The 26497-nt window shown below is 66.5% G+C and carries 24 protein-coding genes; 10 read left to right on the plus strand and 14 right to left on the minus strand.

All coding sequences use genetic code 11. From position 1 onward, the window contains the following. Positions 1-6: 6 nt before the first annotated feature. Both ACREPD_RS11420 and ACREPD_RS11425 read left to right on the plus strand, forming a co-directional pair. Complete coding sequence (locus ACREPD_RS11420; protein WP_431599448.1) at positions 7-1728, plus strand: ArnT family glycosyltransferase; 1722 nt, start codon at positions 7-9, stop codon at positions 1726-1728. After that, a complete protein-coding gene (locus tag ACREPD_RS11425; protein WP_431599449.1) occupies positions 1721-2488 on the plus strand; it encodes a phosphatase PAP2 family protein in 768 nt (255 codons plus the stop codon). Before ACREPD_RS11420 ends, ACREPD_RS11425 begins: the two co-directional genes overlap by 8 nt. A 78-nt stretch (positions 2489-2566) precedes the next feature. On the opposite strand, the gene glmS is transcribed toward ACREPD_RS11425, so the two are convergent. Continuing rightward, complete coding sequence (gene glmS / locus ACREPD_RS11430) at positions 2567-4408, minus strand: glutamine--fructose-6-phosphate transaminase (isomerizing) (protein ID WP_431599450.1); 1842 nt, start codon at positions 4406-4408, stop codon at positions 2567-2569. Between the two features lie 203 nt (positions 4409-4611). Between glmS and ACREPD_RS11435 the strand changes: the two genes are divergently transcribed. The 7 genes from ACREPD_RS11435 (at position 4612) to ACREPD_RS11465 (ending at position 12368) form a co-directional block, all read left to right on the plus strand. Further along, positions 4612-5880 carry an efflux RND transporter periplasmic adaptor subunit gene (locus ACREPD_RS11435; protein ID WP_431599451.1) on the plus strand — a complete coding sequence of 423 codons (1269 nt, stop codon included), beginning with the start codon at positions 4612-4614 and terminating at the stop codon, positions 5878-5880. A 32-nt stretch (positions 5881-5912) separates the two neighbouring features. After that, on the plus strand, positions 5913-6632 hold the full coding sequence (locus tag ACREPD_RS11440; protein WP_421569697.1) for an ABC transporter ATP-binding protein: 720 nt from the start codon (positions 5913-5915) through the stop codon (positions 6630-6632). A gap of 11 nt (positions 6633-6643) precedes the next feature. Beyond that, complete coding sequence (locus tag ACREPD_RS11445; protein WP_431599452.1) at positions 6644-7945, plus strand: ABC transporter permease; 1302 nt, start codon at positions 6644-6646, stop codon at positions 7943-7945. A 16-nt stretch (positions 7946-7961) separates the two neighbouring features. Next, on the plus strand, positions 7962-9182 hold the full coding sequence (locus tag ACREPD_RS11450; RefSeq protein WP_431599453.1) for an ABC transporter permease: 1221 nt from the start codon (positions 7962-7964) through the stop codon (positions 9180-9182). A 1-nt stretch (position 9183) separates the two neighbouring features. Next, positions 9184-9597: a PDZ domain-containing protein gene (locus tag ACREPD_RS11455; RefSeq protein ID WP_431599454.1), complete on the plus strand. Its 414-nt coding sequence runs from the start codon at positions 9184-9186 to the stop codon at positions 9595-9597. 78 nt (positions 9598-9675) lie between these two features. Further along, complete coding sequence (locus tag ACREPD_RS11460; RefSeq protein ID WP_431599455.1) at positions 9676-11016, plus strand: sigma-54-dependent transcriptional regulator; 1341 nt, start codon at positions 9676-9678, stop codon at positions 11014-11016. After that, positions 11013-12368 carry a sensor histidine kinase gene (locus ACREPD_RS11465; RefSeq protein WP_431599456.1) on the plus strand — a complete coding sequence of 452 codons (1356 nt, stop codon included), beginning with the start codon at positions 11013-11015 and terminating at the stop codon, positions 12366-12368. The genes ACREPD_RS11460 and ACREPD_RS11465 overlap by 4 nt, the downstream gene beginning before the upstream one ends. An 80-nt stretch (positions 12369-12448) precedes the next feature. On the opposite strand, the gene glmU is transcribed toward ACREPD_RS11465, so the two are convergent. From glmU to ACREPD_RS11515, 10 genes are all read right to left on the minus strand, one after another. Beyond that, positions 12449-13813 (minus strand): bifunctional UDP-N-acetylglucosamine diphosphorylase/glucosamine-1-phosphate N-acetyltransferase GlmU, encoded by a 1365-nt coding sequence (glmU, locus tag ACREPD_RS11470; protein ID WP_431599457.1) that lies wholly within the window; start codon positions 13811-13813, stop codon positions 12449-12451. A gap of 132 nt (positions 13814-13945) precedes the next feature. Next, complete coding sequence (locus ACREPD_RS11475) at positions 13946-14368, minus strand: F0F1 ATP synthase subunit epsilon (RefSeq protein ID WP_313348055.1); 423 nt, start codon at positions 14366-14368, stop codon at positions 13946-13948. Between the two features lie 2 nt (positions 14369-14370). Further along, complete coding sequence (gene atpD / locus ACREPD_RS11480; RefSeq protein ID WP_313348054.1) at positions 14371-15777, minus strand: F0F1 ATP synthase subunit beta; 1407 nt, start codon at positions 15775-15777, stop codon at positions 14371-14373. 38 nt (positions 15778-15815) lie between these two features. Continuing rightward, positions 15816-16679: a F0F1 ATP synthase subunit gamma gene (atpG, locus tag ACREPD_RS11485; RefSeq protein WP_123730109.1), complete on the minus strand. Its 864-nt coding sequence runs from the start codon at positions 16677-16679 to the stop codon at positions 15816-15818. 78 nt (positions 16680-16757) lie between these two features. Continuing rightward, positions 16758-18305 carry a F0F1 ATP synthase subunit alpha gene (atpA, locus tag ACREPD_RS11490; protein WP_421569705.1) on the minus strand — a complete coding sequence of 516 codons (1548 nt, stop codon included), beginning with the start codon at positions 18303-18305 and terminating at the stop codon, positions 16758-16760. Between the two features lie 44 nt (positions 18306-18349). After that, positions 18350-18877 (minus strand): F0F1 ATP synthase subunit delta, encoded by a 528-nt coding sequence (locus ACREPD_RS11495; protein ID WP_421569706.1) that lies wholly within the window; start codon positions 18875-18877, stop codon positions 18350-18352. 3 nt (positions 18878-18880) lie between these two features. Then, positions 18881-19351, minus strand: coding sequence for a F0F1 ATP synthase subunit B (locus tag ACREPD_RS11500; RefSeq protein WP_431599458.1), 471 nt, complete (start codon positions 19349-19351; stop codon positions 18881-18883). A 111-nt stretch (positions 19352-19462) separates the two neighbouring features. Continuing rightward, positions 19463-19765, minus strand: coding sequence for a F0F1 ATP synthase subunit C (atpE, locus tag ACREPD_RS11505; protein ID WP_038686092.1), 303 nt, complete (start codon positions 19763-19765; stop codon positions 19463-19465). Between the two features lie 67 nt (positions 19766-19832). Continuing rightward, positions 19833-20627 (minus strand): F0F1 ATP synthase subunit A, encoded by a 795-nt coding sequence (gene atpB / locus ACREPD_RS11510; protein WP_431599459.1) that lies wholly within the window; start codon positions 20625-20627, stop codon positions 19833-19835. A gap of 35 nt (positions 20628-20662) precedes the next feature. Then, positions 20663-21031, minus strand: coding sequence for an ATP synthase subunit I (locus ACREPD_RS11515; RefSeq protein ID WP_421569780.1), 369 nt, complete (start codon positions 21029-21031; stop codon positions 20663-20665). 538 nt (positions 21032-21569) lie between these two features. On the opposite strand from ACREPD_RS11515, the gene ACREPD_RS11520 reads away from it, so the two are divergent. Next, positions 21570-22385, plus strand: a complete 816-nt coding sequence (locus ACREPD_RS11520) for a hypothetical protein (protein ID WP_431599460.1) — start codon at positions 21570-21572, stop codon at positions 22383-22385. A 98-nt stretch (positions 22386-22483) separates the two neighbouring features. Here ACREPD_RS11520 and lpdA read toward each other — a convergent pair whose 3' ends face one another. From lpdA to aceF, 3 genes are all read right to left on the minus strand, one after another. Continuing rightward, positions 22484-24295: a dihydrolipoyl dehydrogenase gene (gene lpdA / locus ACREPD_RS11525; protein ID WP_431599461.1), complete on the minus strand. Its 1812-nt coding sequence runs from the start codon at positions 24293-24295 to the stop codon at positions 22484-22486. Between the two features lie 17 nt (positions 24296-24312). After that, the gene (locus tag ACREPD_RS11530) at positions 24313-24933 is read right to left on the minus strand and encodes a hypothetical protein (RefSeq protein ID WP_431599464.1); all 621 of its coding nucleotides are present in this window, start codon (positions 24931-24933) and stop codon (positions 24313-24315) included. A 26-nt stretch (positions 24934-24959) separates the two neighbouring features. Further along, positions 24960-26497, minus strand: a 1538-nt coding sequence (gene aceF / locus ACREPD_RS11535; RefSeq protein WP_431599462.1) for a dihydrolipoyllysine-residue acetyltransferase, incomplete at its 5' end; no start/stop codon positions are given.

Below are 26497 nucleotides of genomic sequence, written 5' to 3' on the forward strand. Positions count from 1 at the left end.
CGCGTGATGAACTCCCTTGCCGCGACCGCGCACGCTCCCGATGTGGCAGCACTCCGTCGTCCGTGGCGCGCGCTGCTCTGTGTGCTCATTGCGCTCAGTCTCTTCGCCGGCCTTGGCCTGCGTGCGCCTGCGCCGCCCGACGAGCCGCGTTTCGTCCTTGCCGCCAAGGCGATGGTCGATACCGGCCAGTGGCTGATTCCCCATCGTGGCAGCGAGATCTACGCCGAGAAGCCACCTGTGTTCATGTGGCTGCAGGCGGCAGCGCACACAGTGGTCGGCAGCTGGGATGTCGCGTTCCTGCTGCCCTCCCTGCTGGCGGCCCTGCTGACGCTGTGGATGACCTACCGCATCGGCAGGATGCTGTGGACACCGCGGATCGGCTTCTACGCGGCCCTGGCCGTGTTCGCCACCCTGCAGTTCGGCTTGATGGCAAAGCGCGCGCAGATCGACATGGTGCTGGTGGCCATGACCACGGCGGCGATGTGGGGGCTGCTCAAGCACCTGCTCGCCGGGCCGAGCCGCGCGGCGCTGTTCTGGGGCGCCGCCGCCGCCGGCGTGGGCACGGTCACCAAGGGCGTGGGATTCCTGCCGCTGCTCGTGCTTGTCCCGTGGGCCGTACTGCGCCTGCGCAACCGCGTTGCTCCACTTCCCGGCGGCTCCTGGCAGTGGTTGCTGGTGCCTGCAGGCTTTGCCACAGGTCTGGCAGTCTGGCTGTTGCCCTTGGGCATTGCCGTGCTGCAGCCGCACGGTGCCGAGCTGGATGCCTATGTGCGCGAAATCCTGTTCCGCCAGACCGCCACCCGCTATGTGGGCGCGTGGCATCACATCCAGCCCGCCTGGTACTACCTGCAGGTGATCCTGACGCTGTGGTTGCCGGGCTGCCTGCTGCTGCCGAAGCTGCTGCCGGCATGGACGCGACGGTTGTCGCGCGGCGATGCCCGCTATGCGCTGCTGCTCGGCTGGGTAGTGCTGACGCTGGTGTTCTTCAGCGCCAGCCCGGGCAAGCGCGAGGTCTACATCTTCCCCGCGCTGCCATTGCTCTGCATTGCGGCCGCCCCGCTGTTGCCGGGCCTGCTCCGGCAGCGTTTCGCCAGGACGGTGCTCATCGGCTTCAACCTCGTGCTGGGCATTGCCTCGCTGGTCCTCGCGACGGCCATCCTCACCCACGCCAACTGGATCGAGCCCAAGCTGATTGGACGCGACCTGGACGCGGCGGCCATCCAGGCCATCGGCGGGTGGGCGGCTGCATTGGGCGCGGCGCTGCTGACACTGGCGGCGGTGCTGCGTGCGCGCCGGCCCGGACTGCTGGCGGTGCTGACGATGGTCTGTGTGTGGACCGCGTATGGATTCGGCTTCATGCCGGCACTGGACAACTCCGCATCGGCCAAGCAGGTCATGCACAAGGTGTTCGCCACGATCGGGCCGTACGGCGAGTTGGGCCTGGTGGACTTCAAGGAACAGAACTATCTGCAGGCCCGCGGGCGGGCGACCGACTTCGGCTACAAGCAGCCGTGGGACGTGCAATGGCATCGGGCGCGTGTCTGGGCCGCCGCCTATCCCGGTCGCCGCTGGATCCTGGTGACCGACCGGGCGTTGGGGCGCTGCGTCGACAGGACGCAGGCCGTCACGGTCGGCCAGGCGAACCGCAACACCTGGATGCTGGTGCCCAGCGCGGCCTTGATCAGCCCCTGCGAAGACAAGATCAGCTGGGTCGAAGCCGATGAGTAACGAGGTCGGCAGCGCGCTGGCGGTCACACCGGATACACATCGCACGGTGCTGCGGCCGAACGCGATGACGCATGTCGTCATGCCGCTGGCGGCGGTTCTCGTCGCCTCGTTCGTCCTCATGCAGCACTACGGCGACCTGGAGGTGTCGGCGTGGCTCTACGCCGCCCAGGGCCACGCCTGGGCGCTGAAGGATGCATGGATCACCGAGCAGGTGATCCACAAGCTTGGCCGCAATCTGTCCATCGGCGCCGGGCTGGTCGTGTTGGGGCTGGCCATCGCCTCGGCCTGGAAACCCTCGCTTGCCGGCCTGCGCCGCCCGCTGCTGCGACTGTTCGTGTCGGTCGCACTGTCCACGATCCTGGTCTCGCTCCTGAAGAAGCACACCGGCATGGATTGCCCGTGGGACCTGACCCGCTTCGGCGGCAGCCGGGAGTTCTACGGGCTGTTCGACGCCCGCCCGGCCGGCGTCCGGGCCAGCGGCTGCTTCCCCGCCGGGCACGCGAGCGCAGGCTATGCCTGGCTCGCGCTGTACTTCTTTGCACTGGAGGTATGGCCCAGGTGGAGGTACCCCGCACTGGGCTTCGCCGTGGCGCTGGGAATGCTGTTTGGTTTCTCCCAACAGCTCCGGGGCGCGCATTTCATGTCGCACGACGTCTGGACGGCGGCGATCTGCTGGTTCACGGCGCTGGCGCTGTTCGTGCTCTGGCCGCCGAAAAAAGACGCTGACGCTGCGCGAGGCCGGCCGGGGGCAGCGGACTAACAGTCCGCTCTACCATCCACCGCACCCGCGGTCGGTGTGCCGCCCGGTCCGTAAACCTCGGTCCGGGCGGCCTTGCGGTTATTCCACCGTCACGCTCTTGGCCAGGTTGCGCGGCTTGTCGACGTCGGTGCCGCGTGCCAGCGCGGTGTGGTAGGCCAGCAGCTGCACCGGGATGGTGTGCACCACCGGGCTCAGCACGCCGGCGTGGCGCGGGGTGCGGATGACGTGCACGCCTTCGGACTCGACGAAGTTGCTGTCCTGGTCGGCGAACACGAACAGCTCGCCGCCGCGCGCGCGCACTTCCTGCATGTTGGACTTCACCTTCTCCAACAGGCTGTCGTTGGGGGCGATCACCACCACCGGCATGTCTTCGTCCACCAGCGCCAGCGGCCCGTGCTTGAGCTCGCCGGCCGGGTAGGCCTCGGCGTGGATATAAGTGATTTCCTTGAGCTTGAGCGCGCCTTCCAGCGCGATCGGGTAGTGCAGGCCACGGCCCAGGAACAGCGCGCTGCTCTTGCGCGCGAAACGCTCGGCCCACGCCGCGATCTGCGGCTCCATGTTCAGCGCATGCTGCACGCTGCCCGGCAGGAAACGCAGCTGCTCCAGGTAGTCCGCTTCCTGCGCCGCATCGATGCGGCCGTGCAGCTTGCCCAGCACCACGGTCAGCTGGAACAGCGCGGCCAGCTGGGTGGTGAAGGCCTTGGTCGAGGCCACGCCGATCTCGGCGCCGGCACGGGTGTAGCAGACCAGTTCGCTGGCGCGCGGGATGGCGCTTTCCGGCACGTTGCAGATCGACAGCGTGTGCAGGTGGCCCAGCGACTTGGCGTACTTCAGCGCCTCCATCGTGTCCAGGGTTTCACCGGACTGGGAGATGGTGACGATCAGGTGCTTGGGGTTGGCATACGCGGCGCGGTAGCGGTACTCGCTGGCGATTTCCACGCTGCACGGCAGGCCGGCGATGGATTCGATCCAGTAGCGCGCGGTCAAACCGGCGTAGTAGCTGGTGCCGCAGGCCAGGATCTGCACGCCTTCGATGCCGGCCAGCACGCCTTCTGCATTCTTGCCGAACAGTTCGGCCGGGAACCCACCGGCGTCGATCGCCGCTTCGATGGTGTCGCCCAGCGCGCGCGGCTGCTCGTGGATTTCCTTCTGCATGAAGTGGCGGTACGGGCCCAGCTCCAGCGAGGCCAGCGATACATCCGACTGGTGCACGCCACGGTCCACCGGCTGGTTGTGCTCGTCGAACACCTGCACGCCGTCGCGGCGGATGTCGGCGGTGTCGCCCTCTTCCAGGAAGATCACGTTGCGGGTGGCGGAGATCACCGCGGACACGTCCGAGGCCACGAAGTTCTCGCCCTGGCCCAGGCCCACCAGCAGCGGGCAGCCCATGCGCGCGCAGACGAAGTGATTCGGTTCGGCACGGCTCATCACCGCCAGCGCATACGCACCCGTCAGTTCCTTCACCGTGCGCTGCAGCGCCGACAGCAGGCTGTCGCCGTGCTTGAGGTTGTGGTGCATCAGGTGCGCGATGACTTCGGTGTCGGTCTGCGACTCGAACACGTAGCCCAGGCCGCGCAGGCGCTCACGCTGCTCTTCGTGGTTTTCGATGATGCCGTTGTGCACCAGCGCCACGCCGTGGCTGATGTGCGGGTGGGCGTTGGCCTCGGTCACGCCGCCGTGGGTCGCCCAGCGCGTGTGCCCGATGCCCAGCGTGGCGTCGAAGCCTTCAGCCAGCGCCGCCTTCTCCATCTCGGCCACCCGGCCGGTGCGGCGCACGCGGCGCACGTCGGCCTGCGCCTGGGTCTGGTCCAGCACCGCGATGCCGGACGAGTCGTAGCCCCGGTATTCCAGTCGCTTCAGTCCTTCGATCAGTACCGGCACCACATCGCGATTCGCGATCGCCCCCACAATCCCGCACATAGATTCAGATCCCTGCTGTCGAACCCGCATTCTAGCGTGGGCCGCCGTAGGGCCTGGTCGCCGTACGCTTAACGAAAGTGTCCGGGCAGGTGTCCGCGGACACCCGGACAGCCGGATGGGGCTCGCAACCCATTGTTTTACAAGGACTCAAAGTTGGCACGCGGCGTGCTTGGTATACGGCAACCCAACCGCGAACGAGCCCGATGATCCGCGACACTTCCGCACAGGACCAGACCCTTTCGACTCCGTCCACGGCGGCGCCGTGGAAGCGCTGGCTGTGGCCGGGCATCGCCGCGCTGGTGGTGGTGCTGGCCATCGCCTTCGCCGCCCGCGCCTGGCTGGGCGCCAGCCGCTCGTTCGACAGCGCGCGGGTGCGCATTGCCGAGGTCAAGCAGGGCGACCTGGTCCGCGACCTGGCCGCCGACGGCAAGGTGATTGCTGCCAACAGCCCGATCCTGTACGCGATCTCGGCCGGTACGGTGGACCTGAAGGTGGTCGCCGGCGATGTGGTGAAGAAGGGCCAGGAGCTGGCGATCATCGACAGCCCCGAGCTGCGCAGCAAGCTGGCCCAGGAACGGGCCACGCTGGCCGGCCTGGAAGCCGAGGCCGGCCGCGCCGTGCTCGATGCCACCCTGGCCCGCGCCAAGGCCAGCAAGGAAACCGACCAGGCCACCATCGAACGCCAGGCCGCCGAGCGTGACCTGCAGCGCTACCAGCGCGGCTTCGACGGCGGCGCGGTGCCGCAGATCGACCTGGCCAAGGCCAACGACAGCCTGAAGAAGGCCGACATCTCGCTGGCCAACGCCCGCACCGACGCCCGCCTGCAGGGCCAGGGCGCGGATCTGGATGCACGCAATAAGCGCCTGCTGGCCGACCGCCAGCGCGCCGTGGTGGATGAAGTGCAGCGCCAGGTGGACGCGCTGACCCTGCGCGCACCCTTCGATGGCCAGGTCGGCCAGGTGCAGGCCACCCAGCACACCAACGTGATCGCCAATGCGCCAATTCTGGGCGTGGTCGACCTGTCGCGCTTCGAGATCGAGATCAAGGTGCCGGAAAGCTTCGCCCGTGACCTGTCGATCGGCATTCCGGCCCAGCTCACCAGCGGCAACGGCCAGCCGTTCCCGGGCGAGATCAGCGCGGTGTCACCCGAAGTGGTGGCCGGCGAAGTCAACGCCCGCATCCGTTTCTCCGACAAGCAGCCGCAGGGCCTGCGCCAGAGCCAGCGCATGCAGGCCCGGGTGGTGCTCGATACCCGCCGCAACGTCATCAAGGTCGAACGTGGCCCGTTCGTCGAACAGGGCAACGGCCAGGCCTACGTCATGGACGGCAGCACCGCGATCCGCCGCCCGGTGCGGCTGGGCGTCAGCAGCCTGGGCGAAGTGGAAATCCTGTCCGGCCTGCGCCCGGGCGACCGCGTGGTCGTCTCCGGCGCCGAACTGTTCGGCGACGCCGAATCCGTCTCCATCAACTGATCACCCTCACTACGCCAACCAAGGAAACAGCCATGCTCGAGATGCGCTCGGTCGCCAAAGTATTCCGCACCGAACAGGTGGAAACCCATGCCCTGCGTTCGCTGGACCTGCATGTCCGCGAGGGTGAATTCGTTGCGGTGACCGGCCCGTCCGGTTCGGGCAAGACCACCTTCCTCAATATCGCCGGCCTGCTGGAAACCTTCACCAGCGGTACCTACCTGCTCGACGGGCAGGACGTGAGCAAGCTGGGCGACGACGCCCGCAGCCGCCTGCGCAACCAGAAGATCGGCTTCATCTTCCAGGGCTTCAACCTGATCTCCGACCTCAACCTGTTCGACAACGTCGACGTGCCGCTGCGCTATCGCGGCATGCCGGCCAGCGAGCGCAAGCAGCGCATCGAACGTGCGCTGGGCCAGGTCGGCCTGGGCTCGCGCATGAAGCATTACCCGTCCGAACTGTCGGGTGGCCAGCAACAGCGTGCGGCCATCGCGCGTGCACTGGCCGGCAGCCCCCGCCTGCTGCTGGCCGACGAACCGACCGGCAACCTGGACAGCCAGATGGCCCGCGGGGTGATGGAGCTGCTGGAGGAGATCAACGCTGCCGGCACCACCATCGTCATGGTCACCCATGACCCGGAACTGGCCGCACGCGCCCAGCGCAACGTGCACATCGTCGATGGCCAGGCCACCGACCTGGTGCGCGAACCGGTGCTGGCCACGCCGCGCGCCGCCGTCGCCACGCTCAACGACTGAGGCCCGCCGCCATGCTCGCCTACTATTTCCGACTGGCCCTGCGCAGTTTCCGGCGCAACAAGGTGCTGACCGCGCTGATGGTGATCGCCATCGCGCTGGGCATCGGTGCCTCCATGACCACCCTGACCGTGTTCCACGTGCTCTCCGGCGATCCGATCCCGCAGAAGAGCGACCGCCTGTTCAACGTTCAGGTCGACCCGCGCCCGATGATCGGCTACCAGCCCAGCGAAGAGCCCGAAGAGCAGGTCACCCGCTTCGACGGCGAAACGCTGCTGCGTGAGAAGAAGGCCAGGCACCAGGTGCTGATGACCGGCGGCGGCGTCACCGTGGAACCGGACGGCAGCACGCTGCGCCCGTTCGACACGGATGCGCGCTACACGTCCACCGATTTCTTCACCATGTTCGATGCGCCGTTCAAGTACGGCCAGGGCTGGAAGGCCGACCAGGACGAAGGTCGCGGCCGCGTGGCGGTGATCTCCAAGGCACTGAACGAGAAGTTGTTCAACGGGCAGAACAGCGTGGGCAAGCCGCTGCGCATGGATGGGTACACCTTCAACATCGTGGGTGTGCTGGATGCATGGAATCCCAACCCGCACTTCTACGACCTGGAAACCGGCCGCTACGGCGACAGCGAAGACATCTTCGTGCCGGTGTTCACCGCGCTGGACCTGAAGTTCGGCCGCAACGGCAACATGAACTGCTGGGACAACGCCAACGGCGAAGAGACCGCGCTCAACGCGCCGTGCGTGTGGATGCAGTACTGGGTGGAATTGGCCTCCCCGGCCGATGCCGGTGACTACCGCGCGTACCTGGAAAACTACTCGGCGCAGCAGAAGGCGGCCGGTCGCTTCCAGCGTCCGTCGAACGTTCGCCTGCGCAACGTGATGGAGTGGCTGGACTTCAAGCAGGTGGTTCCCAGCGACGTACGTCTGCAGTTGTGGCTGGCACTGGGCTTCCTGGCGGTGTGCCTGATCAACACCGTGGGTCTGTTGCTGGCCAAGTTCCTGCGCCGTAGCGGCGAGATCGGCGTGCGCCGTGCACTGGGTGCCAGCCGTGGGCAGATCTTCCTGCAGTCGCTGGTGGAAGCCGGCACCGTCGGCCTGGCCGGCGGCGTGCTCGGCCTCGGGCTGGCGCTGCTCGGCCTGTATGCCGTGCGCCAGCAGCCGGTGGACTACGCCAAGCTGGCCACGCTGGACGGCAAGATGCTGCTGCTCACCTTCGGCCTGACCCTGGCCGCCAGCCTGTTGGCCGGTTTCCTGCCGGCGCTGCGCGCCATGCAGGTCACGCCCGCCATCCAACTCAAATCGCAGTAAGGATCCGGAGCACATCATGGATATCCGTCCCATCCTGACCACGCTGCGCCGGCACAAGACCGCCGCCGCCCTCATCGTGCTGGAGATCGCGCTCACCTGCGCGATCGTCTGCAACGCGCTGTTCCTGATCGGCCAGCGCCTGGAGAAGATCAACCAGCCCAGCGGCATTGCCGAACAGGAGCTACTGGAAGTGCGCCTGGGCGGCATCGGCAAGCAGGTCAACGCCACCGCACGCACCCGTGAGGACCTGGCCGCCCTGCGTTCCATCCCCGGGGTCAAGAATGCGGTGGCGATCAACCAGCTGCCGTTCCGCCGCAACTCCTGGAACACCAGCTTGTCGCTGATCCCCGACCAGGAACGCCCCAACTTCAACGCCGCGCAGTTTTTCGCCATGGAAGGCACGCTGGATACCATGGGCCTGCAGCTGGTGGCCGGCCGCGACTTCGAGGGCGACGAGTTCGCCAACCTGGAAGACGTGGAGAAGGACGCGGACATCGAGAAGCGCGGCTCGGCGGTGATCCTGAGCAGCAAGGCCGCCACCAAGCTGTTCCCGGATGGCCAGGCCATCGGCAAGACGATCTACAGCGGGCGCATGCCGCTGCGCATCGTGGGTGTGGTGAAGGAACTGGCGCGCCCGGTGACGGTGGAGTCCGACACCGGCTATTCGATGATCCTGCCGGTGCGGGTCAACTATGATCTGGGCACGTACCTGATCCGCGTGACCGACGCGGCGCGCCGCCAGGAAGTGCTCACCGCCGCCGTGTCGGCACTGGAGAAGGTGGACAGCAGTCGCATGGTGCGTGCCAAGCTCACCTACGAGGAGCAGCGCACCAAGTACTTCCAGAACGACCGGGCGATGGTCGGCCTGCTCATCACCGTGTGCGTGGCGTTGCTGGTGGTGACCGCGCTGGGCATCGTCGGCCTGGCCAGCTTCTGGGTGCAGCAGCGTACCAAGCAGATCGGCATCCGCCGTGCGCTGGGCGCCACCCGCGGCCAGATCCTGCGCTACTTCCAGACCGAGAACTTCCTGCTGGCCACCGTGGGCATCGTGCTGGGCATGCTGCTGGCGTACTCCATCAACCTGTGGCTGATGGGGGCCTACGAGCTGCCGCGCATGCCGATCAGCTACCTGCCCATCGGCGCGGTGCTGCTGTGGCTGCTGGGGCAGGTCGCGGTGTTCGGCCCCGCCCATCGCGCGGCCGCGGTACCGCCCGCCGTCGCCACCCGGAGTGCATGACATGACGATGAAGACCTCGACCCGTCTCGCGCTGGCGGCCCTGCTGCTGGTCAGTACCACGGCCTGCGCGGAAGGCACCCGCACCGAATCCTCACGCATGGACTGGCGCCAGGACGGCGCGCGGCTGACCATCGAGTCCGCACAGGGCACCGTCAACATCACGGCCGCCTCGCCGGCCAGCCGCTTCGGCGTGCAGGCCGGCGACCAGGTGCTGCGCGTGGATGGCAAGCCGGTGCACAAGGTCGGCGAGCTGACCGACGCACTGTCAGCCAGCGACGAGGCCAGCGTGCCCGTCACCGTGCGCCGCGCCGGCCGCGACCAGGTGGTCAGTGCGCCCACCGCTGCCTGGCGCGCGGTACAACCGCCGCCACCGCCCGCCCCGCCCGCCCCGCCGTCTCCGCCGGACCGCCCGTAAGCCGACTTCCGGGCCCACCCTGCCGGTGGGCCCGGCGCTCGGGTACTCTCTGCCTACCCTCCGGTCTCCCGTTGCCGCATGCCTTCGATCCTGATCATTGACGACAACGCCAGCGTGGCCACCGCGCTGGAAGTACTGTTCTCGCTGCACGATATCGAGGCCGTGCACGCGCTGTCGCCCGACGCCGGCCTGGCCATGCTGGAACAGCAGCCGGTGGACCTGGTCATCCAGGACATGAATTTCACCGAAGACACCACCTCCGGCGAAGAGGGCGAAGCGCTGTTCCAGCAGATCCGCGCACGTCACCCGGACCTGCCGGTGATCCTGCTCACGGCCTGGACCCACCTCAGCAGCGCGGTGGACCTGGTCAAGGCCGGCGCCGCCGATTACCTCGCCAAGCCCTGGGACGACCGCAAGCTGCTGACCACGGTCAACAACCTGCTGGAGTTGTCCGAGGCCCGCCGCGAACTCGACCGCCGCCGTGCACGCGAACAGCGCGACCGCACCACGCTGGAGGCGCGTTACGACCTGCGCGGCGCGGTGGTGGCCGATCCGGCCAGCGAGCGCGTGGTCAACCTGGCGTGCCAGGTCGCCCGCTCGGAACTGCCGGTGTTGATCACCGGCCCCAACGGCGCCGGCAAGGAAAAGATCGCCGAGATCATCCAGGCCAATTCACTGGTCGCCAAGGGTCCGTTCGTGGCGCTCAACTGCGGCGCGATTCCGTCGGAACTGATCGAGGCAGAACTGTTCGGCAGCGAGGCCGGCGCCTACACCGGGGCCAACAAGGCGCGCGAAGGCAAGTTCGAGGCCGCCGACGGGGGCACGCTGTTCCTGGATGAGATCGGCAATCTTTCGCTGGGCGGCCAGATGAAGCTGCTGCGGGTGCTGGAGACCGGCCGGTTCGAGCGGCTTGGTTCCAACCGCGAGCGCCAGGTCCGGGTGCGCGTGATCAGCGCGACCAACGCCGACCTGCCGGCGATGATCCGCGATGGCCACTTCCGCGAAGACCTGTATTACCGCCTCAACACCGTTGAGCTGGCGTTGCCGCCGCTGGCCGAGCGCCCGGGCGACATCCTGCCGCTGGCCGAACGCTTCCTCGGCGACGGCAAGCCGCTGTCCAACGCCGCCGCCACTGCGCTGCAACGCCACGCGTGGCCGGGCAACGTGCGTGAGCTGCGCAATGTGATCCAGCGCGCCGGGCTGCTCGCACAGGGGCCTCGTATCGAGGTCGCCGACCTCAACCTGCCGCGCGCCTCCGCGCCGCGTGCCGCAGCGCCCGTGGTCGACCCGGACCGCAGCCGCATCGAATCGGCGCTGTCGCACAGCCACGGCATCATTGCCCAGGCGGCGGCGGAACTGGGGTTGAGCCGGCAGGCGCTGTACCGCCGCATGGACCGTTACGGCATCCCGCGCGAATGAAGCGCACCTCGTTCACCTTCCGCCTGTTCGTGCGCCTGCTGCCGGTGCTGGCACTGGCTGCGGCCGGGCCGTGGATGCTGGCGTTCTGGCTGGACCATGGCTGGGGGGTGACGCTGGTATCCAGCGTGGCCCTGCTGCTGTTGATGTGGTGGACCCTGCGCCGCGCCACGGCGCCGGTACGTTCACTGCTGCGCGCGCTGGCCGGCACCACCAGCAGCTACCGCGATGGCGAGTACAACTTCAGCGTGTACTGGCCGGGCAACGACGAGCTGGGCGACCTGGTGCAGGCGCACCGCGAACTCGGCGACGTGCTGCGCGAGCAGCGCCAAGGCCTGGTACAGCGCGAGCTGCTGCTGGACACGATGGTGCAGAACACGCCGGTGTCGATGCTGCTGCTGGCCAATGGCGGCGACGGCATCCAGCGCGTGATGTTCTCCAACCTGGCCGCACGCAAGCTGCTGCACAACGGCTGGAAGCTGGAAGGCCAGAGCATGCAGAACGTGCTGGAGACCATGCCGGTGGAGCTGCGCGATGCCATCGAGCGCGGCGGCGACAGCCTGTTCGCGGTACGCGGGCCGGGTGACGCCGATGAGGAGGCCGATGAAGATGACGAACAGGTCTACCACCTGTCGCGGCGCAACTTCCATCTCAATGGACGGCCGCACGACCTGCTGCTGATCCGCCTGCTGACCGCCGAGCTGCGCCGCCAGGAAGTGCAGACCTGGAAGAAGGTGATCCGGGTGATCAGCCATGAACTGAACAACTCGCTGGCGCCGATCGCCTCGCTGGCGCATTCCGGTGGCGAGCTGGTCCGGCGCGGCAAGACCGAACGCCTCGAAGAAGTCTTCGCCACCATCGAGGAGCGCGCGCGCCACCTGGAGGGCTTCATCCGCGGCTATGCGCGCTTCGCCAAGCTGCCGCAGCCGCAGCTGCAGAACGTGCAGTGGCGGCAGTTCCTGACCGGCCTGCAGCTGCAGATTCCCTTCCGCATGGCCGACATTCCCGAGGACCTGTACGGCCGCGTGGACATCGCCCAGCTCGGCCAGGCGCTGCTGAACCTGCTGAAGAACGCGCACGAGGCGTGCTCGGAGGCCGACCCGCCCAACGATGACGTCGAGCTGCGCCTCACCCGCCTGCCACAGTGGCTGCGGGTGGAGGTGCTGGACCGCGGCAAGGGCATGAACGAAGCCGTGCTGCAGAACGCGCTGATGCCGTTCTATTCGACCAAGCGCAACGGCACCGGGTTGGGCCTGGCGCTGACCCGCGAGATCGTCGAGGCACATGGCGGCCGCGTATCACTGCAGAACCGCCGCGAAGGCGGGCTGTGCGTGTCGATTTTCCTGCCGGTGTGATGTGTACCCACCAACGGTGGGTACCTACCGATGGTGCGGGGTTCCCACCATGGTAGGTGACGACCGTTGGTCGTCACACGTTATCGTTTCACCGGACGCTTCCAGCCGTCGATGGTTTCCTGGCGGCCACGCGCCACCGTGAGCTTGCCCTCGGGCGCATTGCGGGTGATGACCGAACCGGCCGCGATGGTGGCGCCCTGCCCGATCGTCACCGGCGCCACCAGCGAGCTGTTGGAGCCGATGAAGGCGTTGTCGCCGATGGTGGTCTGCGACTTGTTCACGCCGTCGTAGTTGCAGGTGATGGTGCCCGCGCCGATGTTGACCTTGCTGCCGATCACCGCGTCACCCAGGTAGGTGAGGTGATTGGCCTTGCTGCCGGCGCCCAGGTGCACCTTCTTGGTCTCGACGAAGTTGCCCACGTGCGTGCCTTCGGCCAGCACGGTGCCCGGACGCAGGCGCGCGAACGGGCCGATATCGGCCGCACCCTCGCTCACCACGCCTTCCAGGTCGCAATGCGGCTTGACCACGGTGCCGGCGGCCAGGGTGACGTCCTTGAGCCGGGTGAACGGCCCGATGCTGACGCCGTCGCCCAGCACCACGGTGCCTTCCAGGATCACGTTGACATCAATCTGCACGTCACGGCCCACCGTGACGGTGCCGCGGATATCCAGCCGCGCCGGATCGATCACGCGCGCGCCCTGCGTGCATAGCGCGCGTACCTCGCGCAGCTGCCAGGCACGTTCCAGCTGCGAGAGCTGCCACGGGTCGTTGGCGCCCTCGGCCTCCTGCGCGTCGGCGACGAAGGCCATGTCGGCCGGGGTGTAATCCGCCGCCGCCGAGGCGAACACGTCGGTGAGGTAGTACTCGCCCTGCGCGTTGCTGTTGGACAGCTGCGACAGCCAGGTGCGCAGCGCGGTGGAGTCGGCGGTGATGATGCCGGTGTTGATGGTGCGGATGGCCAGCTGTTCCTCGTTGGCATCCTTCTGCTCGACGATGGCGGCCACCTTGCCTTCGGCATTGCGCACGATGCGGCCGTAGCCGGTCGGGTTGGCCATGTCGGCCACCAGCACCGCCAGCCGGCCGGACTGCGACAGCAGGTGCTGCAGGGTATCCACCCGGATCAGCGGCACGTCGCCATACAGCACCAGCACGGTGGCGGCGTCGGGCACCTGCGGCATCGCCTGCTGCACGGCATGGCCGGTGCCGAGCTGCTCGCGCTGTTCGGCCCATTGCAGGTCCGGCTGATCGGCGAAGGCGGCACGCACCGCTTCGCCACCATGGCCGTACACCACGTGGATGGCATCAGGCCGAAGCTGGCGTGCGGTGTCGATCACGTGCGCCAGCATCGGGCGGCCGGCAATCGGCTGCAGCACTTTGGGCAGGACCGACTTCATGCGCTTGCCAGCGCCGGCGGCGAGGATGATGACGTGCAGGGCTTGGGTCATGGGGCGGTAGCGTGATCGGCGGTGTTGGCTGCGATTCTAGAACGCCTGCCGTCAATGTGCCGCCTTTCCAGGGCGCGAAAACAACAACGCCGGCAGAAGCCGGCGTTGTCGTATGCAGCGTAGCGCTGGAACTCAGTGCTTGAGGGTCTTGCGCAGGCGCTCCAGCGCCTGCAGCTGCACCACGGCCTCGGCCAGCTTCTGCTGTGCCTCGGCCACTTCCATTGCCTCACCGCGGTTGGCCAGGATGCGCTCGGCTTCTTCCTTGGCCTTGCGGACCGAGGCTTCGTCGATGTCCTGCGCGCGGATGGCGGTGTCGGCCAGCACGGTCACGACCTGCGGCTGCACCTCGAGGATGCCGCCGGAGATGGCGAAGTCCAGCTGCTCGCCCGTCTGCAGGGTGACCACCACCTTGCCCGGCTTGAGCCGGGTGATCAGCGGGGCATGCTTGGGCGCGATGCCCAGTTCGCCAAGCTCACCCGTGGCCACGACCAGAGTCGCTTCACCACGGAAGATTTCCTGCTCGGCGCTGACGATGTCGCAACGGATGGTGCTCATGATCAGGCCTTCTCAGCCATCTTCTTGGCCTTCTCGACCGCTTCTTCGATGCTGCCGACCATGTAGAACGCCTGCTCCGGCAGGTGGTCGTACTCGCCATCGACGATGGCCTTGAAGCCACGGATGGTGTCCTTCAGCGACACGTACTTGCCCGGCGAGCCGGTGAACACTTCGGCCACGTGGAACGGCTGGCTGAAGAAGCGCTCGATCTTGCGGGCGCGGGTCACGGCCTGCTTGTCTTCTTCGGACAGTTCGTCCATGCCCAGGATGGCGATGATGTCCTTCAGTTCCTTGTACTTCTGCAGGGTCTGCTGGACGCGCTGTGCGGTGTCGTAATGCTCGTGGCCGATGACCAGCGGGTCCATCTGGCGGCTGGTCGAATCCAGCGGATCCACGGCCGGGTAGATACCCAGCGAGGCGATCGAACGCGACAGGGTCACGGTCGAATCCAGGTGGGCGAAGGTGGTCGCCGGCGAGGGGTCGGTCAAGTCATCGGCCGGCACGTAGACGGCCTGGATCGAGGTGATCGAGCCATTCTTGGTCGAGGTGATGCGCTCCTGCAGGACGCCCATTTCCTCGGCCAGGGTCGGCTGGTAGCCCACCGCGGACGGCATGCGACCCAGCAGTGCCGACACTTCGGTACCGGCCAGGGTGTAGCGGTAGATGTTGTCGACGAACAGCAGCACGTCCTTGCCCTTGCCGTTTTCGTCCTTCTCGTCGCGGAAGTACTCGGCCATGGTCAGGCCGGTCAGCGCGACGCGCAGGCGGTTGCCCGGCGGCTCGTTCATCTGGCCGTACACCATCGCGACCTTGTCCAGGACGTTGGAGTCCTTCATCTCGTGGTAGAAGTCGTTGCCCTCACGGGTACGCTCACCCACGCCGGCGAACACGGACAGACCGCTGTGCGCCTTGGCGATGTTGTTGATCAGTTCCATCATGTTGACGGTCTTGCCGACGCCGGCGCCGCCGAACAGGCCGACCTTGCCGCCCTTGGCGAACGGGCACATCAGGTCGATGACCTTGATGCCGGTTTCCAGCAGCTCGGTGGCCGGGGACTGGTCTTCGTACGACGGGGCGCCACGGTGGATTTCCCACGTGTCGCTGGCGGTCACCGGACCGGCTTCGTCGATCGGACGGCCCAGCACGTCCATGATGCGGCCCAGGGTGCCTGCACCGACCGGCACCGAGATGGCGCGTTCGGTGTTGGTGGCAACCAGGTTGCGCTTCAGGCCGTCGGTGGAGCCCAGCGCGATGCAGCGGACCACGCCGTCACCGAGCTGCTGCTGCACTTCGAGCGTGATTTCGGTGTTGTCCACCTTGAGCGCGTGGTACACCTTCGGCACCGATTCACGCGGGAACTCGACGTCGACGACGGCGCCGATGATCTGAACGATCTTGCCCTGACTCATTGCTGCATCCTCTAAATGTGTGCTTTGAACGAACGCGGTCAGACTGCTGCCGCGCCGCCGACGATTTCCGAAATTTCCTGGGTGATCGCTGCCTGGCGCGCCTTGTTGTAGACGAGCTGCAGGGTTCCGATCAGCTTGTTCGCGTTGTCGCTGGCCGACTTCATCGCCACCATGCGTGCCGCATGTTCGGAGGCAACGTTTTCCAGAACCGCCTGGTACACCAGCGACTCGACGTAACGCGTCATCACGTGCTCGAGCACGGTCGCGGCGTCGGGTTCGTACAGGTAGTCCCAGTCGTGGTGCGCGACCTGCTTCTCGGCCGCCGGCAACGGCAGCAGCTGGTCGAAGCTGGCCTTCTGCGTCATCGTGTTGATGAAGCGGTTGTAGACCAGGTACACGCGGTCGACCTTGCCTTCGGTGAACGCATCCAGCATCACCTTGATCACGCCGATCAGCTGTTCCAGGTGCGGAACATCGCCCATGTGGGTGACGCTGCCGACCATGTTGACCTTGACCCGGCGGAAGAAGGTGGAGGCCTTCTGGCCCACCGTCACCACATCGATCTCGGCACCCTTTTCCTGGTACTGGCGGACTTCGCCCAGCATCTTGCGGAACAGGTTGTTGTTCAGGCCGCCGGCCAGACCGCGATCGGAGGAGATCACGATGTATCCGACACGCTTGACCTCGTCACGCTGGACCAGGAACGGATGCTGGTAATCGGTGCTGGCCTGGGCCAGGTGACCGATCACCTGCTTCATCGCCTGCGCATACGGACGCGACGTCTTCATCCGCTCCTGCGCCTTGCGGATTTTGGAGGCCGAGACCATTTCAAGCGCGCGGGTCACCTTGCGGGTGTTCTGCACGCTCTTGATCTTGGTTTTGATTTCGCGTCCGCTAGCCATCTTTGATTCCCGTAGAGCGGGGCGCTGCCCCGCTGCATTCAACGGTGTGACGGGGCCAGGCCCCGCCGCACATGCGCCTTACCAGCTGCCGGTGGTCTTGAACTCGGCGATGCCCTGCTTGAAGGCAGCTTCGATGTCGTTGTCCCAACCGCCGGTGGCGTTGATCTTGTTGATCAGCTCGCCCTGGGTGTTGGCGAAGTGGGCGTGCAGGCCCTCTTCCAGCGCCAGCAGCTTGCTGACCGGCACGTCGTCGAGGTAACCCTCGTTGACGGCGTAGATGGTCAGCGCCTGGTTGGCGATCGACATCGGCGCGTACTGCTTCTGCTTCATCAGCTCGGTGACGCGCTGACCGCGCTCGAGCTGCTTGCGGGTGGCTTCGTCCAGGTCGGAAGCGAACTGCGCGAACGCGGCCAGCTCACGGTACTGGGCCAGCGAGATGCGGATGCCGCCCGACAGCTTCTTGATGATCTTGGTCTGGGCCGCACCACCGACGCGCGACACCGAGATACCGGCGTTCACGGCCGGGCGGATGCCCGAGTTGAACAGATCGGTTTCCAGGAAGATCTGGCCGTCGGTGATCGAGATCACGTTGGTCGGCACGAATGCCGAGACGTCACCGGCCTGGGTTTCGATGATCGGCAGCGCGGTGAGCGAGCCGGTCTTGCCCTTGACGGCACCGTTGGTGAACTTCTCCACATACTCTTCCGAGACGCGGGCTGCGCGCTCGAGCAGGCGGGAGTGCAGGTAGAACACGTCACCCGGGTAGGCTTCACGGCCCGGCGGACGCTTCAGCAGCAGCGAGATCTGGCGGTAGGCAACGGCCTGCTTGGACAGATCGTCGTACACGATCAGGGCGTCTTCGCCGCGGTCCATGAAGTACTCACCCATGGTGCAGCCCGAGTAGGCGCTGATGTACTGCATCGCGGCCGATTCGGACGCGGTCGCAGCAACCACCACGGTGTGGGCCAGGGCGCCGTTCTCTTCCAGCTTGCGCACGATGTTGGCCACGGTCGAGGCCTTCTGGCCGATCGCGACGTACACGCACTTGATGCCGGTGCTCTTCTGGTTGATCACCGCATCGATGGCCAGGGCGGTCTTGCCGGTCTGGCGGTCACCGATGACCAGCTCGCGCTGGCCGCGGCCGATCGGGATCATGGAGTCGACCGACTTGTAACCGGTCTGCACCGGCTGGTCGACCGACTTGCGCCAGATCACGCCCGGGGCAACGCGCTCCACCGGCGCGGTGGCCTGTGCGGCGATCGGGCCCTTGCCGTCGATCGGCTCGCCGAGCGCGTTGACCACGCGGCCCAGCATTTCCGGACCGACCGGCACTTCCAGGATGCGGCCGGTGGTCTTGGCGACATCACCTTCGCGCAGCTGCTGGTAGTCACCCAGGACCACGGCGCCGACCGAGTCGCGCTCCAGGTTCAGGGCCAGGGCGAAGGTGTTGTTCGGCAGTTCGATCATTTCGCCCTGCATCACGTCGGCCAGACCGAAGATGCGCACGATGCCGTCGGACACGCTGGTCACGGTGCCTTCGTTGCGCGATTCCGCGGCCAGCTTGACCTTCTCGATGCGGTTCTTGATCAGTTCGCTGATTTCGGAGGGGTTGAGCGTGGTTGCCATCGTCAAGTCCTAGTGCCGGCGGTTAGGCCGGACGTTAAATGAATTCAGTTAGCGAGCGCGGTCTGCAGGCGCGACAGCTTGCCCTTGAGCGAGCCATCGATCACCACGTCGCCAGCATCGATCACCGCACCGCCGATCAGCGACGCATCGATGGCGGTGGTGACGTCGACTTCTTGGCCGAAGCGCTTGCGCAGCGCGGCCTTGATGGCGTCCAGCTCAGCGGAAGACAGCTCGGCGGCCGAGGTCACCGTGGCTTTCACCACGTGTTCGGCTTCGGCGCGAAGCTGGTCGTACATGCCTGCGATTTCCGGCAGCAGCGGCAGACGGTGCGCTTCGGCCAGGATGGCCAGGAAGCGACCGAACGACTCGCCCGCCGTTTCCGGGGCCAGCAGCGCGACGGCATCGTCACGGCCCAGCTCCGGGTTCGACAGCAGGGCCGACACGCGCGGATCGGCGGCTACGTGGGCGGAGAACGCAAGCGCGTCCGACCACGGCGCGAACGTGCCTTCGTCGCGCGCGGTCGCGAACGCGGCGCGGGCATACGGGCGTGCAAGCGTGAGGGCCTGGCTCATCGATCAGATCTCCGATGCCAGCTCGTCGAGCAGCGCCTTGTGGGCGTTGGCGTCGATTTCGCGCTTGAGCAGCTTTTCGGCACCGCTCACGGCCAGCGCGGACACCTGCTTGCGCAGATCTTCACGGGCACGGTTGGCGGCAGCCTCGATCTCGGCGTGGGCCAGGTCTTTCTGGCGGTTCGCTTCGACGATGGCTTCATTCTTGGCAGCATCAACGATCTGGTTGGCGCGGGCATGGGCCTGATCGATGATCTCGTTGGCCTTGGTGCGCGCGTCCTTCAGTGCTTCGTTGACCTTTTCCTGCGCCTGGGCCAGATCCTTCTGGCTGCGGTCGGCAGCGGCGAGGCCTTCAGCGATCTTCTGCTGGCGCTCTTCGATGGCATTCATCAGCGGCGGCCAGATCTTGGTCGCGATGATCCAGATCAGACCGGCAAAAGCCAGTGCCTGGGCAACGAGGGTAAAGCCGATATCCATGGGGTTCGCTCAATCGGGGGTGACGGGGTGGATGGGCCGCCGTGGCGGCGCATCCGATCCTTCATCCGCGATCAGGCGCACGGGGCGCCTGATCGTTTCGCTGTTGCTGGATCAGCCAGCAACGGCCGGCAGACGTGCAACGAACTCGCCGATGGTCGGGTTGGCGAAGGCCAGCAGCAGGCCGACGGCGACCGAGATGATGAACGCGGCGTCGATCAGGCCGGCGGTGATGAACATGCGGACCTGCAGGACCGGAATCAGTTCCGGCTGGCGGGCAGCCGATTCCAGGAACTTACCGGACATGATGGCCAGACCAAGACCGGCACCGAGCGCGGCCAGGCCGATCATGATGCCGACGGCGAGGACGGTGGAGCTCTGGACTTGGGCGAGGTTGGTCAGGACGGCGAGGTACATGGTTTTCTCCTGGAACTTTGAATAGCTAAGGGTTTAGAAACAAACGGATGAAGGGTGAAGCGAAAACTCAGTGAGCGTCTTCCGACAGGCTCAGGTACACGATGGACAACATCATGAAGATGAAGGCCTGCAGCGGAATCACCAGCAGATGGAACAGCATCCAGCCCAGGCCGAATGCACCGCCTGCGATGGCGCCGGCAATACCCGCGCTGCCCAGCACCCAGATCAGCAGGAAGACGATTTCGCCGCCGAACATGTTGCCGAACAGTCGCATCGCCAGCGAGATCGGCTTGCTGAGCCACTCGACGATGTTGAGGATCAGGTTGAACGGCATCATCCACTTGCCGAACGGCGCGGTCAGGAATTCCTTGGTGAACCCACCCAGGCCCTTGGCGCGAAGTGCGAAGAACAGCATCAGGAAGAACACGCTGATCGACATGCCCAGGGTGGCATTGACGTCGGCGGTCGGCACCGGCTTCCAGTACGGCACGCCCAGCGCTTCGAGCGGCAGGGCGATGAAATCGGCCGGGATCATCTTGATGAGGTTCATCAGGAGGATCCAGAAGAAGATCGTGATCGCGATCGGGGTCACCAGCTTGCTGGTGCCGTGATAGGTGTCCTTGGCCTGGCGGTCAACGAACTCCAGGCAGATCTCCACGAACGCCTGCCACTTGCCCGGCACGCCGGCGGTGGCCTTGCGGGTGGCCAGCCAGAAGCCAAACACCATCAACAAACCCATGGCGACCGAAGTCACAATGGTGTCGACATGGATCGCCCAGAAACCGCCTTCCTGCATATGGAAGGTCAGGTTGTGCAGGTGATGTTGGATGTAGGAGGTGGGTGTAAGCGCCTCGCCTGCCATGTGTCCGGAACCTTAGAGTTAAAAATGAATGTGGATCAGTGCCTGGCCAGAGCCAAGGCCTGGAAGGTCAGTCCTATGATGATTCCTGCCAGCAGCGCCAGACCAGGCAGCTTGAAGACCAGGATGCTCACCACCAGCACAACAATAAGCAGTGCCAGCTTTGCCGCCATGCCGAGGACCAGCCTCAACAAGGCTGAACCGGCCGGGCGCACGCGTCCGTCCAGCCCCATCCGCGCCACGAACCAGCCCCCTGCCGTGACCGCGACGCCCGAGGCCAGCGCCCCGAGGGCGGCCTTCGGGCCTGCCATCAGCAGGAGGACCAAGGCCAGGACAGCCACTGCGACCAGCGGGTAGACCGCGGCGCGCAGCATCAGTCGCCGACCCGCTTCAACGGAGTTCAGCACACGAATGTCCTGCATGTTAATGGAGAGAATGGCCGAGGCCGCAAACACTATTGCCTCGTCGAGCCCCCGAATTATAGCAACGGGACAATTTGCGAGACAACCGCTGCCTGTTCATCCCGGATGACGCAAGTTGCTGCATCGCCAAAGATTTTGGCCCTTGCGGCCGATCGAGCCCCGCCGCGCGGGCCCCAATTCATGTCGCATCGCACCATATTGAACTTTGGTCGTGGGGCCCGGTCATAGCATCGGGCCTGCCAATTCGATCCTCGTCGACGCCCCTGAAGCAGGCCGGTACCGGGTGGCCCCGAAGCTCTCTCTCCGGGGCCGCCTTTTTTTGGGCTGGCCTGCGCCCTCGCCGAGAGACCCGCACTGGTCCGCCCGGCAACGCAATTGCGCCGCATACCGGCCACCAGGGGAACCGAACGGGCACTTTCGCCCGATGAACGGTACACACCCCCTGCACCATACGTTCACGAATGGTGGACGCCGCGCTCGTCAAAGTGATTCCACTTCACTGAATCCCTCCAAGGATAGAACGATGCGCCTGCTTTCCCTGCTCGCCCTGCCGCTGGCCATGGCCTCCCTCACCCACGCCATGTCCGCGAGCGCCGCCGAAGGCGACGACCGCTTCGCGCTGCGCCTGGGCGCCATGAACATCGACTCGGACAACACCATCCGCGGCAACACCACGGTGCTGGGCCAGGATGTGGGCTTCTCCGAGGATTTCGGCCTGGGCGGCAAGGAGTGGGAGCCGCGCATTGACGGCCTGTTCCGGATCAGCGACCGCCAGCGCCTGCTGTTCAACTACTTCAAGTACGACAAGGACCGCCGCGAGACGCTCAATGACGGCATCAGCTTCGGCGGCGAAACCGTGCCGGCCGGCAGCTTCGTCAAGGGCGAGCTGAAGTACCAGGTGGCCAGCCTGGTGTACGACTACTCCGTGGTGGACACCGAGAAGTTCGACCTGGGCCTGCAGCTGGGTGCGGAATACGCCAAGGTGAGCACCAAGGCCTACGCCGACCTGGGCACCGTGTATGAAGGCACCTTCCTGGACGAGAAGGCCGACGGCGTCGCGCCGGTGGTGGGTGCACGCTTCACCATCACCCCGTCCGAGAAGTGGATGATCACCGCGCAGGGCCAGTACCTCAACACCAAGTGGGGCAACTTCGACGACTACGACGGCGACCTGACCCGCGCCAACGTGATCGTGGATTACAAGCTCACCGAGAACTTCGGCCTCTTCGCCGGCTACGACTGGTTCAAGCTGGACGTGGACCAGACCGGCAGCGATGGCACCATCGGCCTGAAGCAGGAGTTCAAGGGCCCGGTGGCAGGCATCAGCGTTTCGTTCTGATCCAGCGCCCGTTGGGCGTGTTTTACCGCACGAAAAACCCGGCGTTCGCCGGGTTTTTTGTTTGAATCGGTGTCACGACCAACGGTCGTGACCTACCGTCATTTTTTTTTCGGCATGTACAGATCGGTGATGGTGCCGTCGTAGATCTCCGCGGCCATCGCCACCGATTCGCTGAGCGTCGGGTGGGCGTGGATGGTGTGGCCGATGTCCTCGGCTTCCGCGCCCATCTCGATCGCCAGGCCGATCTCGGCCAGCAGGTCACCCGCGTGCACGCCGACGATCGCGCCGCCGATGATGCGGTGGGTTTCTTCGTCGAAGATCAGCTTGGTGAAGCCTTCGGTACGACCGATGCCGATCGCACGGCCGCTCGCGGCCCACGGGAACTTGGCCACGCCGACCTTCAGGCCCTGCGCCTTGGCTTCGGTCTCGGTCACGCCGACCCAAGCGATTTCCGGGTTGGTGTAGGCCACCGACGGAATCACCCGCGCCACCCACTCCTTCTTCTCACCCGACGCCACTTCCGCCGCCAGCTTGCCTTCGTGCGTGGCCTTGTGGGCCAGCATCGGGTTGCCGACGATGTCGCCGATGGCGAAGATGTGCGGCACGTTGGTGCGCATCTGCCGGTCCACCGGAATGAAGCCACGCTCGGTGACGCCCACGCCGGCCTTTTCGGCACCGATCTTCTTGCCGTTCGGCGAACGGCCCACGGCCACCAGCACGCGGTCGAAGGTGCCCTGCTCCAGGCCAGGCTTCTCGCCTTCGGCGGCGGCTTCGAAGGTCACCGTGATGCCCTTCTTGTCCGCGCTCACGCCGGACGCCTTGGTCTTCAGGTGGACCTCGACGCCCTGCTTCTTCAGGCGGTCCGCCAGCGGCTTGACCAGATCCTTGTCGGCGCCCGGCATCAGCTGGTCCATGAACTCGACCACGGTGACCTTGCTGCCCAGTGCCGCGTACACCGTGGCCATTTCCAGGCCGATGATGCCGCCGCCCACCACCAGCAGCGAGCCGGGGATGTCGGCCAGCTCCAGCGCGTCGGTGGAATCCATCACGCGCTTGTCGTCCCACGGGAAGTTCGGCAGCTTCACCGCCTGCGAACCGGCCGCGATGATGCACTGCTGGAACCGCAGCAGCTGGGTCTTGCCGTCGTCGCCGACGATCTCCAGCTCATTGGCCGAAACGAACGTGGCCACGCCCTGCACCGTGCGCACCTTGCGCTGCTTGGCCATGCCGGCCAGGCCCTTGGTCAGCTGGGTGACCACCTTTTCCTTGTAGCCGCGCAGCTTGTCCAGGGTGATCTTCGGCGCGCCGAATTCCACGCCGAAATCACCGGCATGCGCGACTTCGTCGATCACCGCGGCCGCATGCAGCAGCGCCTTGGACGGGATGCAGCCCACGTTGAGGCACACGCCGCCGAGGCTGGCGTAGCGTTCGATCAGCACCGTGTCCACGCCCAGGTCGGCCGAGCGGAACGCGGCGGTGTAACCGCCCGGGCCCGCGCCCAATACCACCATGGCGCACTCGATGTCGGCCGGCTTGCCCGTCGACAGCGCCGGCTGCGGCGCCGCCGGCTCGGCCGGGGCGCGATGCGACGGAGTCACCGGCGGCTTGCTGGCCGGAACATCGACCTTGGGCGCCTCTGCCTTGGCCGGCGCGGCCGGCGCGGCGGCCTCACCTTCGGCCTCCAGCAGCAGCACGACGTCGCCTTCGGAGAGGGTGTCGCCGAGCTTGACCTTGATTTCCTTGACCACGCCCGCTGCCGAGGACGGCACTTCCAGCGTTGCCTTGTCCGATTCCAGCGTGACCAGACCCTGGTCCTTCTTCACCGTGTCACCCACGGCGACCAGCAGTTCGATCACCGGGACACCGCTGTAATCGCCGATGTCGGGAACCTTGATTTCAATAGCGGCCATTCGTGTTCTCCTGGTGCTCAGCTGGCAGTGCCGCCGAGCAGTTGCTGCAGTTCGTCGAGCGACTCGTCCAGATCCTTCCAGCGACGGTCGAGCTTCTTTTCCTTGGTGTCGCTGGCTTCGATCAGCAGCGCCACCTGTTTCATCATCAGCTTGCCGGCCCCGCACTCCCAGCGCGGACCGCTGTAGCGCTCGCCGTCCACCTGGAAGGACAGCACCTCGCCATCACCCACCGGCGCCTTGCGCTCGCCCGGCACGGCCGAATCGAGGGCGGCGCGCCAGCTGCGCACGAGGCGCTGCGCCAGCTCGGCCGGGATGGACACCTGGTACTGGTCCGGTTCCTGGTCCACGCGCAGCTCAAGACCACCGCTGCGGGCACTGTTGTTCCAGTTGTACACGCGCTTGTCGGCCTTGCTGTAGCGCAGCGTCCATTCCCCGTCCTGGGTACCGGGCAGCAGCGCCACGCCGCTTTCCACCCCGCCGGTGGGCAGGACCACCAGCGACAGCGCCGGCGTGGCCTTGCCTTCGAACAGGGTCTCCACGGCGGTGCCGTAGTTGCCCACGGCCGGCGGCCAGCCGTGCCCGAGCGCGGTGGTGCACGCCGCAGACGCGCCGGGCGCAACGACCAACGCGGCCAACAGAACCGCAATGACCGCCGGGCGCTGCCTCACAGCAGCACGCGCCGCATGTCGGCCAGCACCTGCGACAGGTACGTGGTGAAACGGGCGGCCAGCGCGCCGTCGATCACACGGTGGTCGTAGCTCAGCGACAGCGGCAGCATCAGCTTCGGGGCGAATTCCTTGCCGTTCCAGACCGGCTGGATCGAGGACTTGGACACACCGAGGATGGCCACTTCAGGCGCGTTGACGATCGGGGTGAACGCGGTGCCACCGATGCCACCCAGCGAGCTGATCGAGAAGCAGCCGCCGCTCATGTCGGCCGGGCCCAGCTTGCCGTCGCGCGCCTTTTTGGCCAGCTCGCCGGTTTCCTGCGCGATCTGCACCACGCCCTTCTTGTCCACGTCGCGGATCACCGGAACGACCAGGCCGTTCGGCGTATCGGCGGCGAACCCGATGTTGAAGTACTTCTTCAGGGTCAGGTTTTCACCGGCCGCATCCAGCGATGCGTTGAATTCCGGGAACTGCTTCAGCGCCGCGGCGCTGGCCTTGATCAGGAAGGCGAGCATGGTCAGCTTGATGCCGGCCTTCTCGTTTTCCTTGTTCAGCGCCACGCGCAGGCCTTCCAGGTCGGTGATGTCGGCCTGCTCGAACTGGGTGACGTGCGGGATCATGGCCCAGTTGCGCGCCAGGTTGGCACCGGAAATCTTCTTGATGCGCGACAGCGGCTGGGTCTCGACTTCGCCGAACTTGCTGAAATCGACCTTCGGCCAGGGCAGCAGATTGAGCCCGCCGCCGGCAGCGACCGGGCCACCCGCACTTGCGGCAGCACCGCCGGTCAGCGCCGACTTGACGAACTTCTGCACGTCGGCCTTGGTGATGCGGCCACCCTTCTCGGTGCCGGTCAGCCGGTTGAGGTCCACGCCCAGCTCGCGGGCGAACACGCGCACCGCCGGGGTGGCGTACGGCACCTTGGACGGCAGCACGCTGTCGGCGTTGAACTGTACCGGCGGGCTGCTCGGCGCGCCGGCCGAGGGGGCGCTGGCGATCTCGCGCGCCGCCAGCTTGTCCGGCTGGGCCGGCACGGCGACCGGTTCCACCTTGGTGCCGGTTTCAGCAGCGGCCGGGGCAGCCGCCGCGGCGGCCTGGGTCGGGGCCGGCGCAGCAGCGCCCTCGGCCTCGATGATGGCAACCACCTTGCCCTGCGACAGGGTGTCGCCGACCTTGACCTTGATTTCCTTGACCACGCCGGCGACCGACGACGGCACTTCCATCGTGGCCTTGTCCGACTCGAGGGTTACCAGGCCCTGGTCCTTCTTGACCGTGTCGCCTACGGCAACCAGCACTTCGATGACCGGGATGTCGGTGTAGTCGCCGATGTCGGGCACCAGCGCTTCCACCGGGCCACCACCGGCAGCGGCCGGCGCAGCGGCGGGGGCGCTCTGGGTGGCCGGGGCCGGGGGGGCCGGGGCGGCCGCCGCAGCGGCCTTGGCCGGCGCGGCTGCGGGAGCCGGAGCCGCTGCCGGCGCGGCGGCGGATTCGGCCACTTCGATCCGCGCCCCGACCGTGCCCTCGGACAGGTTGTCGC

Origin of the sequence: Stenotrophomonas sp., from assembly GCF_050737075.1 — a bacterium.
Taxonomy (GTDB): domain Bacteria; phylum Pseudomonadota; class Gammaproteobacteria; order Xanthomonadales; family Xanthomonadaceae; genus Stenotrophomonas.

Excerpts from the sequence above, each read along its gene's own strand:
- ACREPD_RS11455 (WP_431599454.1), top strand. The coding sequence starts at position 9,184 with ATGACGATGAAGACCTCGACCCGTCTCGCGCTGGCGGCCCTGCTGCTG.
- ACREPD_RS11435 (WP_431599451.1), top strand. The coding sequence starts at position 4,612 with ATGATCCGCGACACTTCCGCACAGGACCAGACCCTTTCGACTCCGTCC.
- ACREPD_RS11475 (WP_313348055.1), bottom strand. The coding sequence starts at position 14,368 with ATGAGCACCATCCGTTGCGACATCGTCAGCGCCGAGCAGGAAATCTTC.
- ACREPD_RS11460 (WP_431599455.1), top strand. The coding sequence starts at position 9,676 with ATGCCTTCGATCCTGATCATTGACGACAACGCCAGCGTGGCCACCGCG.
- ACREPD_RS11500 (WP_431599458.1), bottom strand. The coding sequence starts at position 19,351 with ATGGATATCGGCTTTACCCTCGTTGCCCAGGCACTGGCTTTTGCCGGT.
- lpdA (WP_431599461.1), bottom strand. The coding sequence starts at position 24,295 with ATGGCCGCTATTGAAATCAAGGTTCCCGACATCGGCGATTACAGCGGT.
- ACREPD_RS11520 (WP_431599460.1), top strand. The coding sequence starts at position 21,570 with ATGCGCCTGCTTTCCCTGCTCGCCCTGCCGCTGGCCATGGCCTCCCTC.
- ACREPD_RS11420 (WP_431599448.1), top strand. The coding sequence starts at position 7 with ATGAACTCCCTTGCCGCGACCGCGCACGCTCCCGATGTGGCAGCACTC.
- glmU (WP_431599457.1), bottom strand. The coding sequence starts at position 13,813 with ATGACCCAAGCCCTGCACGTCATCATCCTCGCCGCCGGCGCTGGCAAG.
- ACREPD_RS11450 (WP_431599453.1), top strand. The coding sequence starts at position 7,962 with ATGGATATCCGTCCCATCCTGACCACGCTGCGCCGGCACAAGACCGCC.
- atpA (WP_421569705.1), bottom strand. The coding sequence starts at position 18,305 with ATGGCAACCACGCTCAACCCCTCCGAAATCAGCGAACTGATCAAGAAC.
- ACREPD_RS11440 (WP_421569697.1), top strand. The coding sequence starts at position 5,913 with ATGCTCGAGATGCGCTCGGTCGCCAAAGTATTCCGCACCGAACAGGTG.
- atpB (WP_431599459.1), bottom strand. The coding sequence starts at position 20,627 with ATGGCAGGCGAGGCGCTTACACCCACCTCCTACATCCAACATCACCTG.
- ACREPD_RS11445 (WP_431599452.1), top strand. The coding sequence starts at position 6,644 with ATGCTCGCCTACTATTTCCGACTGGCCCTGCGCAGTTTCCGGCGCAAC.
- ACREPD_RS11495 (WP_421569706.1), bottom strand. The coding sequence starts at position 18,877 with ATGAGCCAGGCCCTCACGCTTGCACGCCCGTATGCCCGCGCCGCGTTC.
- atpG (WP_123730109.1), bottom strand. The coding sequence starts at position 16,679 with ATGGCTAGCGGACGCGAAATCAAAACCAAGATCAAGAGCGTGCAGAAC.
- glmS (WP_431599450.1), bottom strand. The coding sequence starts at position 4,408 with ATGTGCGGGATTGTGGGGGCGATCGCGAATCGCGATGTGGTGCCGGTA.
- ACREPD_RS11425 (WP_431599449.1), top strand. The coding sequence starts at position 1,721 with ATGAGTAACGAGGTCGGCAGCGCGCTGGCGGTCACACCGGATACACAT.
- ACREPD_RS11465 (WP_431599456.1), top strand. The coding sequence starts at position 11,013 with ATGAAGCGCACCTCGTTCACCTTCCGCCTGTTCGTGCGCCTGCTGCCG.
- atpD (WP_313348054.1), bottom strand. The coding sequence starts at position 15,777 with ATGAGTCAGGGCAAGATCGTTCAGATCATCGGCGCCGTCGTCGACGTC.
- atpE (WP_038686092.1), bottom strand. The coding sequence starts at position 19,765 with ATGTACCTCGCCGTCCTGACCAACCTCGCCCAAGTCCAGAGCTCCACC.